Origin of the sequence: Scandinavium sp., from assembly GCF_036271055.1 — a bacterium.
Taxonomy (GTDB): Bacteria; Pseudomonadota; Gammaproteobacteria; order Enterobacterales; family Enterobacteriaceae; genus Scandinavium.
In genome coordinates, this window is the sequence record NZ_DATBBJ010000078.1 from 23,078 (window position 1) to 35,671 (window position 12,594).

14 protein-coding genes, 1 tRNA gene and 1 pseudogene are annotated in these 12,594 nt (G+C 49.4%); 6 read left to right on the top strand and 10 right to left on the bottom strand.

Translation table 11 applies throughout. From position 1 onward, the window contains the following. Nucleotides 1-63: 63 nt before the first annotated feature. From VH187_RS16710 to VH187_RS16720, 3 genes are read right to left on the bottom strand one after another with little or no spacing between them, the layout of a single operon-like run. Nucleotides 64-396 (bottom strand): hypothetical protein, encoded by a 333-nt coding sequence (locus VH187_RS16710; protein ID WP_329702587.1) that lies wholly within the window; start codon nt 394-396, stop codon nt 64-66. Next, nucleotides 393-974: a glycoside hydrolase family 19 protein gene (locus VH187_RS16715; RefSeq protein WP_329702588.1), complete on the bottom strand. Its 582-nt coding sequence runs from the start codon at nt 972-974 to the stop codon at nt 393-395. The genes VH187_RS16710 and VH187_RS16715 overlap by 4 nt, the downstream gene beginning before the upstream one ends. Then, nucleotides 971-1,447: an Hcp family type VI secretion system effector gene (locus tag VH187_RS16720; RefSeq protein WP_329702589.1), complete on the bottom strand. Its 477-nt coding sequence runs from the start codon at nt 1,445-1,447 to the stop codon at nt 971-973. Before VH187_RS16720 ends, VH187_RS16715 begins: the two co-directional genes overlap by 4 nt. A 175-nt stretch (nt 1,448-1,622) precedes the next feature. Between VH187_RS16720 and VH187_RS16725 the strand changes: the two genes are divergently transcribed. Then, nucleotides 1,623-1,901 carry a hypothetical protein gene (locus VH187_RS16725; protein ID WP_329702590.1) on the top strand — a complete coding sequence of 93 codons (279 nt, stop codon included), beginning with the start codon at nt 1,623-1,625 and terminating at the stop codon, nt 1,899-1,901. Beyond that, nucleotides 1,861-2,223, top strand: a pseudogene (locus tag VH187_RS16730) (tyrosine-type recombinase/integrase); the annotation flags it as partial. The gene VH187_RS16725 and the pseudogene VH187_RS16730, both read left to right, overlap by 41 nt. A 15-nt stretch (nt 2,224-2,238) precedes the next feature. On the opposite strand, the gene VH187_RS16735 reads toward VH187_RS16730, so the two are convergent. Then, a tRNA-Arg gene (locus VH187_RS16735) sits at nt 2,239-2,315 on the bottom strand. 407 nt (nt 2,316-2,722) lie between these two features. On the opposite strand from VH187_RS16735, the gene VH187_RS16740 reads away from it, so the two are divergent. Next, on the top strand, nt 2,723-3,397 hold the full coding sequence (locus VH187_RS16740) for a hypothetical protein (protein WP_329702591.1): 675 nt from the start codon (nt 2,723-2,725) through the stop codon (nt 3,395-3,397). An 899-nt stretch (nt 3,398-4,296) separates the two neighbouring features. Then, nucleotides 4,297-4,929 (top strand): fimbria biosynthesis transcriptional regulator FimZ, encoded by a 633-nt coding sequence (gene fimZ, locus VH187_RS16745; RefSeq protein WP_329702592.1) that lies wholly within the window; start codon nt 4,297-4,299, stop codon nt 4,927-4,929. A 46-nt stretch (nt 4,930-4,975) separates the two neighbouring features. Here the strand turns inward: fimZ and sfmF are convergent, their stop codons facing one another. The 6 genes from sfmF to fimA all read right to left on the bottom strand — a co-directional run bounded on the left by sfmF (nt 4,976) and on the right by fimA (nt 10,984). Then, nucleotides 4,976-5,461, bottom strand: a complete 486-nt coding sequence (gene sfmF, locus VH187_RS16750; RefSeq protein ID WP_414713983.1) for a fimbria assembly protein — start codon at nt 5,459-5,461, stop codon at nt 4,976-4,978. Nucleotides 5,462-5,510: 49 nt separating this feature from the next. Beyond that, complete coding sequence (fimH, locus tag VH187_RS16755) at nt 5,511-6,476, bottom strand: type 1 fimbria D-mannose specific adhesin FimH (RefSeq protein ID WP_414713984.1); 966 nt, start codon at nt 6,474-6,476, stop codon at nt 5,511-5,513. Nucleotides 6,477-6,507: 31 nt separating this feature from the next. Next, the gene (locus VH187_RS16760; RefSeq protein WP_329702780.1) at nt 6,508-9,045 is read right to left on the bottom strand and encodes a fimbrial biogenesis usher protein; all 2,538 of its coding nucleotides are present in this window, start codon (nt 9,043-9,045) and stop codon (nt 6,508-6,510) included. A gap of 35 nt (nt 9,046-9,080) precedes the next feature. Next, nucleotides 9,081-9,773 (bottom strand): type 1 fimbria chaperone FimC, encoded by a 693-nt coding sequence (fimC, locus tag VH187_RS16765; RefSeq protein ID WP_329702594.1) that lies wholly within the window; start codon nt 9,771-9,773, stop codon nt 9,081-9,083. 43 nt (nt 9,774-9,816) lie between these two features. Continuing rightward, nucleotides 9,817-10,362, bottom strand: coding sequence for a type 1 fimbrial protein subunit FimI (fimI, locus tag VH187_RS16770; protein WP_329702595.1), 546 nt, complete (start codon nt 10,360-10,362; stop codon nt 9,817-9,819). A 70-nt stretch (nt 10,363-10,432) separates the two neighbouring features. Beyond that, nucleotides 10,433-10,984 carry a type 1 fimbrial major subunit FimA gene (gene fimA / locus VH187_RS16775; RefSeq protein ID WP_329702596.1) on the bottom strand — a complete coding sequence of 184 codons (552 nt, stop codon included), beginning with the start codon at nt 10,982-10,984 and terminating at the stop codon, nt 10,433-10,435. A 362-nt stretch (nt 10,985-11,346) separates the two neighbouring features. On the opposite strand from fimA, the gene folD reads away from it, so the two are divergent. Then, complete coding sequence (gene folD / locus VH187_RS16780) at nt 11,347-12,213, top strand: bifunctional methylenetetrahydrofolate dehydrogenase/methenyltetrahydrofolate cyclohydrolase FolD (RefSeq protein ID WP_329702597.1); 867 nt, start codon at nt 11,347-11,349, stop codon at nt 12,211-12,213. A 2-nt stretch (nt 12,214-12,215) separates the two neighbouring features. Beyond that, nucleotides 12,216-12,428 (top strand): ribosome-associated protein YbcJ, encoded by a 213-nt coding sequence (gene ybcJ, locus VH187_RS16785; protein ID WP_329702598.1) that lies wholly within the window; start codon nt 12,216-12,218, stop codon nt 12,426-12,428. The last annotated feature ends 166 nt before the right edge of the window (nt 12,429-12,594 follow it).

Genomic DNA, 12,594 nt, shown 5'->3' on the forward strand with positions numbered 1-12,594 from the left:
TAGCCAAAACTGGCAAAAAAAAGCACCCTTATAATTCAAGGTGCTTAATTTATAGGTCATAGGTTATAAATCTGCGTATTCTAAAATTTCCTCACCCATCAAAGCACAATCAAGGTTAGATGCATAAATAATTCGAATTCGATACTTCCCTTTAAAGATATAACCCCATATTTCTAGAACATCAAAAATCTGCTTATTGTTTTGCGGGTTTTTAATTTGGGCCAATGGAGTTACCTTGTCATCAATAGTGGCCCTATCATCGCCTTCGCTATAAAATGCTAAAAGTTTAGACGCCTCCTTTAGCGCCTTATCTTTACACTGTACAGACGATATTTTAGCACTTGCACCACAACTAAACAGCGTGAGTACAACTGCACAAACAATACTCTTATTCATTTTATCTCCAATGCGTGTTTGGCCCGCCTTAATGCAGCTTTTCTATCGGCTAAACCATTAACCCCACCATTAATAACATGAGTTATTTTATCTATGTCATCATCATCGGCATAAGTATTTAGCTTTTTTATATCCCAGAAATAACATGCAGCTTTTACAGCGACGTAAGGATTGTTTGAAACTGCTTCCGGGTGCTCTACATAATCTTTATCAAACGCATCGCTAAACTGTTGATAATTATAACGCCCCGTTAAATCAAACAGTCCCCTACCGATAAACTTCGGCCCATCACCTTTTTCTGTATTTCCCAATGTTTTACCGATTCTTGTACCCGCATCATATTCTACCCCTCCATGCGCGGGAACTTCTGTCATCTGACCAAAATTGTTGCTTTCAACACATGCCTGCGCCAAAAAGTGAGCAATACGCAAATCTGTATTGATATTATATACAGTAAACCAATGATTTAGATGTGGCGCGATGGCGTGCATATTACGAGTCTGAGAGTTGAGCAAACTCTCTTTGTGTAAGAAGTGTCTAGCGACACTCCACAATATATCTGCCGTTACTTCTGTCATGCTTTCGCCCGCTCGTTCCATGAATCAGTATACTGCACGTTACCATCAACATATTTCCATGTGATACGTTCATAGCGTAATGCTACATGCTCGACATGGTTAATTTTTTCATGCCTAATCATGGATGGATTCACAGAGACGACTGTAACCCCCTCTAAATACATGTTGAAGTATTCAACTTCCTGTCCTGCGTCGTTGATTTTATACCATTTAATTTCAGCTGATTTTAATTTTCGCCCAGTCGCAACCGCTTTATAAAGATAAGGACTGGACGAGTCAAAATCCTTCTCTACCATCATTGCGCCATGAACACGCGTACCAGTTAACTTCCCTGTACGATCATCAGTAGGAATACTTAAAGAATGCCCAAACGTATGAATTTCAATACTTCCGTCTCTGCCCTGAACATCTACGGAACCTTTAATATCCGCGCCACCATCATCTTTAAGGAACATATACGCTGGAATTGCCATTTCCTAAAACTCCATTTCAGTTAATTGAATTAACATTGTCATCATATAATGAATGAACAAACATAAATAATTAACATTTTAATGATCTATATCATGATATTTATTTTGAAATAATTATTTAAGAATTCAAACAATTAACAAGAAGTTAATAGGGGATTAAGTATTATTAAAGTGTATGCCAGCGGCGTTAATTTCCGCGTATATTTTCATCTTTGATTTGATTGCGCATTGCTTCCAGTTCCGTTTGCGTGGCGAGCGCAACAACCGCGCCACCTCCGGGAAGTCTGCCGGGGTATTGATGCGCGTCACCAGGTACAAACTCGGCGGTTTGCTGGTTATTTCGCTCTGTGCGGGCGTGGTGGCGACTGCCGCCATAGACTTACGCCCCGTGTCTTGTTTAGCGCGTTCGGTTGCGTTGGCTATTTGTTCACACCACGGCAAAGCATCGGCCTGATAAATCATTGACGCCAGCAATAAGGAAAATGCGTGTCGACGATAATAACGCATGGAAGGCTGGTTTAAATAAAGCGGGAATAGAAGACTTTCGGTTTCACGATTTAACACATACCTGGGCGAGCTGGTTAATTCAATCAGGAGTTCTACTTTCTGTATTACAGGAAATGGGAGGATGGGAGTCCATCGAAATGGTTCGTCGATACGCTCAGCTGGCACCGAACCATCTGACCGTGCACGCACGTAAAATTGACGAGATTTTTGGTCTTAAAGACACAAATACGACACAAGGGGAAAATCAGACTGGTTTAAAATTGGCGTAACTTATTGATAAATAATGGTACGCCCTACAGGATTCGAACCTGTGACCTACGGCTTAGAAGGCCGTTGCTCTATCCAACTGAGCTAAGGGCGCACTGAGAAGATGAACTTCGCGGTGTGGAACGCCTGGAATTATACGGTCAAAGGCTGGTGAGTCAATGGCTTTCGCCCTCAAAGCCTCCTTCTTCACGGATACGCCCAAAACCGCGTCCTTAACTGATTAAACCTTAAACACTCGCTCTCATCTGCCCTTCCTCTACGAAAAATCCGGCTACGGTTTAAGCAACGCCTGGTACCTTCAGATTTTCCTTGTGCCAACAATGAAACCTGTCATACAGCGATGGGGAAAAACCATCGCACCAGACGTTGCCCGTCACAAACCAGGCAACATTTCTCTGCTTATGCCGATACCAAACAGAGAGGCCATAAGCGATTGCCGTACGTGCAGGGAGGGAAACGATGCGCGTGATACTACGCAGAGAAAGGCGACGCCGGAATATCATGGATTTTCAGGGCCACGCGCTGCCTTTGCCGCATAACGCCCTGGTTGAACGGAGTGAATTACTTAACCACACAGTGCGGTATTGCGACTATCGTATATTGGTGACTCGCAATCGCTACCTGGCCTTTGGTGTTCGCTACAGCCCTATGCCGCTGTGCCTGTGCCGTATCTATGAGGATATCGATGCGGCGTTGAATGCCATTTGCCATACACTGCCGATGTGCCTGATAGTCGATCTTGAGGGCTGGAATCTGCCCATCGTGGCACTTCTGGACAGATTGCGAAATTTACAACAACGCCACCCGGCGATGGACATAGCATTGATGACGAGCGTCAGTGATGCCGATTCGTTGCAGTTTTTACAGACCGCCTGTCACTGTCGAATTATTGATAAACGGCTGGCGCTGCTACAAGCCCGCGATGCATTGCAATTTCAAGGGCAAACGCGCGCGGCGTTCCCGCGATTATTCAAAGCCAAAGAGTGGAGTGTACTGATGCTCATGTCTCAAGGACACTCACTGTGCCATATTGCGCGCCTGCAAATACGGCCCTATCACAGAGTCATCTATCGCGTCGGTTGCGTGTTGTCCCTTCTTCGACTAAACCATCGCCAGCAACTGCTTCGCCTGTTGCAACGCGTCAATGCGATCCATACCTATCATCATGCGGGATAACCTGTTGAAGCCCTGACTTTCATTAGGAAATTACTTAAAAAAGCGTTAAGAAAGGGTAAATTTTTAACCAAAAACAAACAATTAAAACTATTCTTAGTTAAATCGACAACGCAAAATGAATAGCCAATTTCTTTATAAAAGACGGAATTTACTGCTACTCAAAAGAGTTTACTCCGTCCATTCAGGTGAAATACTCGAGTATAATGTGAGCTCACCGACAGAGTTTTGCTCTCATTACCAACAAGCAAGGGCAGCAAACGAGTTACGAGTGAAAGCTCCGCAAAATACGTTACCGGCGCGGTTTTGTTGTTAACTTACTCTTCAGACTGAATTTTTTCCCGCCAGCTTCTCTTATGCCCTCACATCATAATGTGCAAAAAATTTAACAACCCTACAACAAGCAGTGACTTATTTCGTTTTTTGCTATTACATAAAGAGTTAGCATCAGCAAACCGGCAAACCGCAGAAATTCACCCCGAAAGAAAATTCCTGGTTGATCCCATGCAGAACATAATAATTAGTAAAGCCAATTGTCATAATCTCAGGCTTTTTCCTGGAAAGTTACACGGTATAATCGACAGCGTTGAGATTAATAACAAAATGGATAAACAGATCGTCTGCAAATAATATTTTAACGGAGGCAACCTTAGGGATATCCCCAAAAGGTAAAATTAATCACTCCAGGATAGAAAACAACTAAATATCAGGCTTACCTGATGCCTTCCATCATTTTTACGCATGACCGAATTGATAGCTGGATCGTGTTTTATAATTTGCCCATAGCGCTACGATTTGGCGTTATTACGGGCATGTCAAAACAACGCAGATGAGATCTGGCACTGGTGATGGAGTTCTTTCCGAACTCAGCATAACTGTATACATAATCTGAGGACTAGAAAATGAAACCTGCTTCCGTTGTTATTATGGATGAGCAACCTATCGTGAGGATGTCGATAGAGGTTCTGCTGCAAAAGAACAGCGATATTCGCGTCGTAATGAAGTCAGGAAACGGAATGGAAGTCATTGATTACTTGCGAAAAAACAACGTCAACCTGGTCATTGTTGACATTGAAATGCCTGGAACAGATGGGTTTTCACTTCTTAAGCGGATTAACGACATCAACCCTCAAACTAAGGTTTTATTTTTATCTTCAAAGTCTGAAAATTATTATGCCGGGCGAGCTATTCGTGCCGGTGCGAATGGATTTGTCAGCAAAAGAAAAGATCATAATGACATCTATAAAGCGGTGGAAATGTTGTTAAACGGTTATTCATTTTTCCCATCAGATACACTGAACTTCCTCAGCAACCCTTCCTCACGCCGTGGGGAATTGAACGAGATGCCACTTTCAAACCGTGAGGTGACGGTATTGCGCCATCTGGTCAATGGTCTGACAAATAAAGAAATCGCCGATCACCTGTTGCTCAGCAACAAAACAATCAGCGCGCACAAATCAAATATTTTCTCTAAACTTGGCGTGCATACCATTGTTGAATTGATCGACTACGCCAAAGCTCACGAACTGCTTTAAGAGAGTTAATCACTCCCGATAAAATATCCGGAGTGATGTCTTTCTCTTAATTGTAATTAATCGTAAAAGTGGCATCCGCATCTGCCTTTCCTGGCTGAGGATTATCCGCTGTAGCAATATAGTTCGCGTAAAACTGAAGCGTCGCATTACCCAATGCATCCACTGCCACTTCACGACTTGCCTGCTGCAAGGGCAGTCGACTCCGGTCAGCATCACGGATTTCAACCGCCACCCGACTGGCTTGACTGCCGGCATTCAGGCCAAGTAATGAAGGATCACTGTCATCGGCTTTACCCGCAAAAGTGATGGACGCCGACCCCGGCGGGCAGCCGGTCAGACTGAGTGTGAACGGAATAACGGACGTTGTACTGCCAGCATTGCGCAGTTGTTTCGTCGCCCAGCGCCCCAGCTCGACAGACTTATCACTGTCACCCGCCTCCACCACGCAGCTGTAATCCACCACGTTACCGAAAAGCTCGATATTGATTTCGCCGAGTGCGTTTTCGGCATTCGCCGGGCCACTCCCCCACATTGCGGTAAATAGCGCCAGTGAAAGACGGGCTGATTTCATCAATACGCTCTTAGTCATAATCCACTCGCAGATAGCCTCGGGCCGTAAATTTGCCTTCCGCCGGTTTGTTGCCGGTAATGCTGACTGGCCACGCGCGGATCCCCACCAGCGCCTGAGCACTGGCATCCAGACGAAATGGAATTTTGCTGTTGATGTTATTGGGCGTTAGCGGTGCGCCACTGCTGTCAGCCACAATAAACCCCAGATCGGGATTATCAGAGACCATCGCGTTGCCCTGGGTCTTTTCCGCTTCCACGCGCATGGTGAGATACGCTTGTGACTCCACGTTGGTGCATTTGATAGCAATGGTTTTCTGCTGCGCCGGTACGCTTGCCGGGCGATTGCCTGCCCCGGCCTGACTAAACAGCGATGCGCCGATATCACCGAAATCAAACTGCACGACGGTGCCAGCATTGATTTCACAGGTCTGCGGCACATTTATCGTCCCACTGTAGCTGATGGTGTAAACCGGCGTGGTCAGCGGGTCGCCGCTGGTTGTGGTGACATAAACGTTAAACATGGTCTGTTTAGGGATAACCACCATATTGATAAAACGCCGGGTGACTTTCAGGCGGAAAATGAGCTTTGAATCATTCACCGGAAACGCTTTTTGTTTCGGCACATTGGGGTGTGAGCCCATCTGTATATAATTGACTGGCGGCCAGAAGTCGCCCGCATAACTGTCGGTTATCTGCATCGCGCCATCGAGATACTCATTGAGTTTCAGGTACTTGAAATTCCCTTCGGTACTGGTAATCGGGAAAGATGTCACATAACTGCGTTTGGTGGTCGTGCCGGTGGTGCCGCTTGGGCAAACAGCATTTACGCCCACCCAACCCGATTTTTGACTGAGGGTCACCGTTTGCCCCACCTGGTTATTGGCGCTGGTGAAGGTATCGGTCAAATCGTAATACACATCCGTGGCCACACCATTTTCATTACGGCAAACGGTGGCCCAGGCCGATGTAGATATCATCGCGCAGGCGAGCAGTAAAATGGAAAGGCGTTTATTGATCACAGCGAACCTCCGTGAGCGTGATCGCCTGTTGCAGGCTCTTTTCGGGCAGCGAATAGCGAGCGCGACACTGCGCGCCAGGCCCTTCGCCCCACTGAATCAACAGCTCACCGCTGAGCGGTAAACCACTTAAATAGATTTGTCCGTCGTCGCCGACCATGCTGGTTACTCCGCTCGCTGTTTCGCGAACGATGGCACCAAACGGCACCGGCTGCGTGCCGCGACGCACGGTAATTAATGCCCGCACACCGATGCGAGTATCGAACGCTGCGCGCACCACGGCCCCTTCCGTCGGCACCACACTGCTGACGTTGTTCTCCACGTCAGTGCTGTTGCTCATGGTGTTCGTGTCGAGAGCAATTCGGTTATAGCGATATACCGTGGCGTACGGCATCACCGCATAACCGCGCCAGTCGGTTTTCACTCCGGTCTGGTTTTCGATGCTGACTCCGCTCGCGCCCGGTGCTTTGATCAACACGTTGGTATCACCCAACGGTTGGCTGAACGTGATGCCATCGGCGTGAGCTAAAATGCCGCCCGATGCCTGCCAGTTGAGGGCGTGCTGATCGCGGTCGTAGTTGTACGCGCCGCTGAGCGTGCCGTAAGTAGCCTGCCAGTTGGCGCTAGCGCTGCCCGTATAACCGCGACCGCTGGCATTGCCCTGCGTTACGCTGTAGCTGAGGTTGTTGCCGTCGAGCAATGTCCCGCTGATACCGCTCTGCCAGCTGTCGTCACCATCACTGTTGCGACTGGCGGAAACCGTGGCATACGCCCGATCAAAAGCAGAATTTCGGCGTTCCGCGCCGTTGTTAAACACGCTGAACGGCACTGACAAGTTGAATGACGCGATCCTGTCAGTCCCTGGAATGCCAATCGAACGGTTCCACGACATCGACAACGCGTAGCTCACTCCGCGCCAACCGCCGGAATACCCGACCTGATACCAGGTGTTGGTGTCGTCCGAGCCCCAGTACGTTTGTTCGCTCCCGGAGAGATACAGCGAGCCGTAATCCGCCAGCGACTGCGAGATATTGACCTGGAAGCGCCCTTTTTTATTCTGTGTCAGGTTGTGGTAGCTGATGATGTCCGGCACGCCGCCATCGTTATTTTTATCACTGTACTGATAGCCGCTCATGTGCTTCCACGTGGTGTCGTCGAGCGTGAAGAAGCCTTTGGTCGAATAGCGATAGCCGAGCAACTGGAAGTTGGTGCCGAAAGTGTTGAGCGATTTTGCGTACAGGAAACGCAGCGATTGTCCTTCGTGGGTGCTGTCATCCACCAGCCGACTGCGCGCTTGCGTGATGTCCACGGATACCGCGCCCCAATCCCCAAGATTTTTCCCGAGACCAATAGCCAGTGACGTGTAATTTTCTGAAAGTTGCGTGCCACCGTAAATCGTATACCCACCGTTCAGGCCGGTGATCAGCGTGCCCTGAGCAAAAAACGGCGTGTCTTGCTGATCGTTACCTGAACGGAAATCCCCGGCGACCAGGTCGTACTTCCAGCGTCCTTCACGCTGTAACAACGGAACGGAGGAGTAAGGCACGGTATAGCGCTGCTGACTGCCGTCTTTTTCGTCCACCGTCACATCGAGGTCGCCGCTTGATGAGGTCGGGTTGAGATCACTAATCGCAAACGCCCCGCTCTGCACGTAGCTTTGATAAACGACATAGCCATTCTGGCGAATGGTAATTTTGGCTGGCGTACGGGCGATGCCGCGTACCGTTGGCGCAAAGCCTTGCAGGCTGTCAGGGTACATGTTGTCGGACGAATACAAGCGCGCCCCGCGAAAACCGACGCTATCGAACACATCGCTCCCGGTGTTGTTATCGCCGAGGACCAGTTCGCTTTTCCACGGCACAATCGAGCGCTGCGCCCAGGTCGCGACGTTGCGCCATGTGTTTTCTTTTTGGTTATTGTTGTTGGAATAGCTCCAGGTGCCGCTGTTGCGCAGTCTCCACGGCCCGTAGTTCAGGCCACTGGTCAGACTCAAAAAATAGCTGTCGTCGTCGCTGCCGCGATTGCCGCTAAAGCTGTAGTTGGCAAGCAGCGCCGGAATGCCTTCATCCCACTCTTCCGGGGGGATATAGCCGCGCGCGCTGTTAAACATCGCCACCTGTGGCAGGCTGATATGCAGCTTCAACGCAGCAAAATCAAAGGCTATCTCTGATCCGGGAATCGCTTTTTCCAGCTCGACGCAGGTCTCTTTGTCCACTTTCGCGAGCGCGGGAAACGCCAGCGTATTGACCCCAAGACGTTTGAGCAGCGCAGGCGTCAGGCAAGGCGCTAATCCGCCCGCCGCAGGCTGGGTGCCTTCTGCAGGTTTAAAGGCCAAATCCTGTGAGCCGATAAACTCATCGTTACGCCAGACATCAACGCGATAAACCCCGGCGGGCTGCTGATATCCTTTTTCGAAACGCGACAAATCCGCGACGCTTGCCGCATCATCCGATAAAAACGACGTATTAAAGTAACTTTCCGCCTGCGCGCCCGACACCAGCGAAACGCCGGACAACGCGAGTGTCAGCATACTAAGACGCGGCAGACGAGGCTTGAGAACGTTCATTACAAATTCACACGGCGAGCCGGAGTGATGGCGCCATAGTCATTCACACTCTGCCAGCTCAACGCGCCCTGCGCCCCGGAAGATACCGTCACCGAAGCGCTGCTTTTGGGCGCTATCATGACGTTATCAAGCTTTTTGCCTGCCAAATTTAAATTGACCAGCGTAACGTAATACGGCGATGGATTACTGATGTTGATTGCCGCGCCCTTACGCGTAAACGCCAGTTTTTCGAGTGCCTGCGCGGGCTGCATCTCTAAATGTTGAGGCCGCACAAACAGCTTGATGCGTGAAAGTATCGCCAGCTGCAAAACGTTATTGCTGTCACCGTTCTTTTTATCAAGCGACGGGATCGCCTTCACGTTCAGATAGAATAAGGATTCTCTGTCGGCCGCCAGCACGGGCCCGGCGTAGATGATACGCAGAGTGTTTTCACTGTTGGGCTCGCTGACAAACAGCGGGGGTGTGATGACGAAGGTTTTCTCTTTCTGACCGGCGGTATTTTCTATCCACGCATTGATCAGATAGCGTTCCTGCTTATTACTATTGCTCAGCGCCAACGAAGTCTGTTTGGCATCCGCCGGGTAAATCACACGTGTTGCGCCCAGCGCAATACCGCCCGCCGCCTGTGCAGGCAATGCGCCCGTGAAAAATAGCAGAGACAGTAAAATTATTTTATTGATGAAGTGAGTCATAACTCATTTACCTGTTTTCTTATTTTCTGAAACCGTCTGATATTTACGGATAAACGAGGGTAAACCAGACATCGGTGAGTAAATTGCCTGGCACCAGTGGCAATGAAATAACGCGATAACGGGCACTAAAATGAAAAGTCATTTCTTCGCTGGTTATCGGTAAATAACGATTCGGTGATGCATTGGGGATTATTAACTGCTGTTGATTATCGAATAACGCGAGCCCCAAACCACTTTCGCCTGGCATACCGCTGGCAGGTGCTGACGCTACAAAAACCTGCGGATCTTCCGTCGGGCTCAGACCCTGAAAGCTGACCCCCACCTGACTTGCGATATCTCGGCGGCACTCAACAAGACGGAGGGTAAACGGGACGGTTACGGTGGAATAGCTCCCCACATCGCCGAAGGTGTTGCTGCGGTATTGGCCCATTTCCACTCGCAGATCCTGGCTTTCGGGCGCCACGACGCAAGCGCTGTTGACCAGTTCGCCGCGCAGTTGTACGCGTCCACCATCCACTACTACCGTGTGGGCGAAGGCGGGTAAAACAGCGATGACCATCAATGCCAGTGGCGACAACTTCCTTATCATTATCTGTTCCCGGGTATCTGAAAATGTACCTCATCCCTGAGGCGATCCTCATCCTGAGCGTGGCGGCAGCTTATTCGTATTTCATAACGAACGTGGCGTCAGCGTTAGCCTGACCGGGTTCAGTGGTGTCTGCGGTGGATTTGTAACGTGCGCTGAAATGCAGGGTGTTAGTGCCTTCCACCAGATTTTGCGCGGCAGAGAAGACGCTTCCGTTTGGTGACAGCGTGGCGGAAGTGTTGTCCATGATCTCAATACCGACACCGGCTGCGGTATCCGCGTTATCGCCGGAAACCACGGCCAACAGCGTGTTGTCTTTTGCATCTACCTGACCGGTAAAGGCCACAGCAGCGGTCGCGGCAACCGTTGGGTCGCAATCATTCAGCACAATGTTGAACGGGATTTTTGCCGAGGTATCGCCCGTTTTGGCGAAGGATGCCGTGCGGTACTGACCCAGTTCAACTGTCTGGTTAGAAGAATCCGTGCTCACAGCACAAGCCGCGTTGACCAGTTCCCCTTTAAAATGCACATTACCGCCATTAACAGTAACCGTATCGGCATTAGCCGCGCTAACAACCAAACCTAAAGTAGCTACCAGAGACGCAGCGATTTTACTCACTTTCATGATTATTCCTTGAAAATTAATTTTATTATTTACGGCGAAGAAACTATCCGAAAATAAGTTTCGTCGTTCCTTCAACACTGAACGGAATTAACTCCCGCAGCAGTAGCGCTAAATTAATCAATTAACCTGATATAAAATACGTATAAACGCTGCGATATCGTTCAGTCTCGTCCTAATAAGCATTAGGAAATAACCCCATAAAGAGCAATTAAATAGAAAAGGCTTAGTTTATGGAGGGATTTTTGCCAGCCGTGCCCTCAGTCGCGGCAGAAAAACGTAAACGGTGACTGACATCACGCCCGGCTTCTGCCAAAATATGCGCATCCCCCTTTTCGAATTCGACAGACGGAATCTTCTCTCTGATGGCAGCAAAGATTATTGACGGTAAAACGATTGCGCAGCAGGTACGCTCTGAGGTCGCGGAAAAAGTGAAGGCGCGTATTGTCGCCGGAAAACGCGCCCCTGGACTGGCCGTCGTGCTGGTCGGCAGCAATCCTGCGTCGCAAATTTATGTCGGCAGTAAACGCAAAGCGTGCGAAGAAGTGGGCTTCATCTCCCGCTCTTACGATCTGCCGGAAACCACGCTTGAAGCCGAGCTGCTGGAACTTATCGACACCCTGAACGCTGACGACACCATCGACGGTATTCTGGTTCAGCTTCCCTTGCCTGCGGGCATTGATAACGTCAAAGTGCTTGAGCGCATTGCTCCCGACAAAGACGTTGATGGCTTTCATCCGTATAACGTCGGACGTTTGTGCCAGCGCGCACCGCGTCTGCGTCCTTGTACGCCGCGCGGTATCGTGACGATGCTTGAGCGTTACAATATCGACACCTACGGGCTGAATGCGGTGATCATCGGCGCCTCCAATATCGTCGGCCGTCCAATGAGCATGGAACTGTTACTGGCGGGCTGCACCACCACCGTGACCCATCGCTTCACCAAAAACCTGCGTCAGCATGTTGAAAATGCCGATCTGCTGGTCGTTGCCGTGGGCAAACCGGGCTTTATTCCCGGCGAGTGGATCAAAGAAGGCGCGATTGTGGTCGATGTCGGTATTAACCGTCTCGAAAGCGGGAAAGTGGTCGGCGATGTGATTTTTGACGATGCCGCTGCGCGCGCGTCGTATATTACCCCGGTTCCAGGCGGCGTAGGCCCGATGACCGTAGCAACCCTTATCCAGAACACGCTGCAGGCGTGTGAAGAATATCATGATGTAGAGGACGTATAAGAATGGCCACTTTTTCCCTTGGCAAACATCCGCATGTTGAACTGTGCGATCTGCTGAAACTCGAAGGCTGGAGCGAAAGCGGTGCGCAAGCAAAAATCGTTATCGCTGACGGTCTGGTGCGTGTTGATGGCGAGATTGAAACCCGTAAACGCTGCAAAATCGTTGCCGGTCAGATCGTGACCTTTGCCGGACAGAGCATTACCGTAACAGCTTAAGATAACGCTACCCGGCCGGAGTTTTCCTCTTCGGCCCTGTATCACCCGACAACGCTGCGTTTGTCGGGTTTATTCCCTCTGATTTACCCGCATCACTATCACCTCTAATTATCGATCCACTTCAAAGAATCATCATTTCCTCTGAGCAAATGTGAAATTTAAGTTG

What these genes read in the sequence shown, in the direction of transcription:
- VH187_RS16710 (WP_329702587.1), bottom strand. Translation starts at nt 396, where the DNA reads ATGAATAAGAGTATTGTTTGTGCAGTTGTACTCACGCTGTTTAGTTGT.
- VH187_RS16715 (WP_329702588.1), bottom strand. Translation starts at nt 974, where the DNA reads ATGACAGAAGTAACGGCAGATATATTGTGGAGTGTCGCTAGACACTTC.
- VH187_RS16720 (WP_329702589.1), bottom strand. Translation starts at nt 1,447, where the DNA reads ATGGCAATTCCAGCGTATATGTTCCTTAAAGATGATGGTGGCGCGGAT.
- VH187_RS16725 (WP_329702590.1), top strand. Translation starts at nt 1,623, where the DNA reads ATGCCAGCGGCGTTAATTTCCGCGTATATTTTCATCTTTGATTTGATT.
- VH187_RS16740 (WP_329702591.1), top strand. Translation starts at nt 2,723, where the DNA reads ATGGATTTTCAGGGCCACGCGCTGCCTTTGCCGCATAACGCCCTGGTT.
- fimZ (WP_329702592.1), top strand. Translation starts at nt 4,297, where the DNA reads ATGAAACCTGCTTCCGTTGTTATTATGGATGAGCAACCTATCGTGAGG.
- sfmF (WP_414713983.1), bottom strand. Translation starts at nt 5,461, where the DNA reads ATGTGGGGGAGTGGCCCGGCGAATGCCGAAAACGCACTCGGCGAAATC.
- fimH (WP_414713984.1), bottom strand. Translation starts at nt 6,476, where the DNA reads ATGATATCTACATCGGCCTGGGCCACCGTTTGCCGTAATGAAAATGGT.
- VH187_RS16760 (WP_329702780.1), bottom strand. Translation starts at nt 9,045, where the DNA reads ATGCTGACACTCGCGTTGTCCGGCGTTTCGCTGGTGTCGGGCGCGCAG.
- fimC (WP_329702594.1), bottom strand. Translation starts at nt 9,773, where the DNA reads ATGACTCACTTCATCAATAAAATAATTTTACTGTCTCTGCTATTTTTC.
- fimI (WP_329702595.1), bottom strand. Translation starts at nt 10,362, where the DNA reads ATGATAAGGAAGTTGTCGCCACTGGCATTGATGGTCATCGCTGTTTTA.
- fimA (WP_329702596.1), bottom strand. Translation starts at nt 10,984, where the DNA reads ATGAAAGTGAGTAAAATCGCTGCGTCTCTGGTAGCTACTTTAGGTTTG.
- folD (WP_329702597.1), top strand. Translation starts at nt 11,347, where the DNA reads ATGGCAGCAAAGATTATTGACGGTAAAACGATTGCGCAGCAGGTACGC.
- ybcJ (WP_329702598.1), top strand. Translation starts at nt 12,216, where the DNA reads ATGGCCACTTTTTCCCTTGGCAAACATCCGCATGTTGAACTGTGCGAT.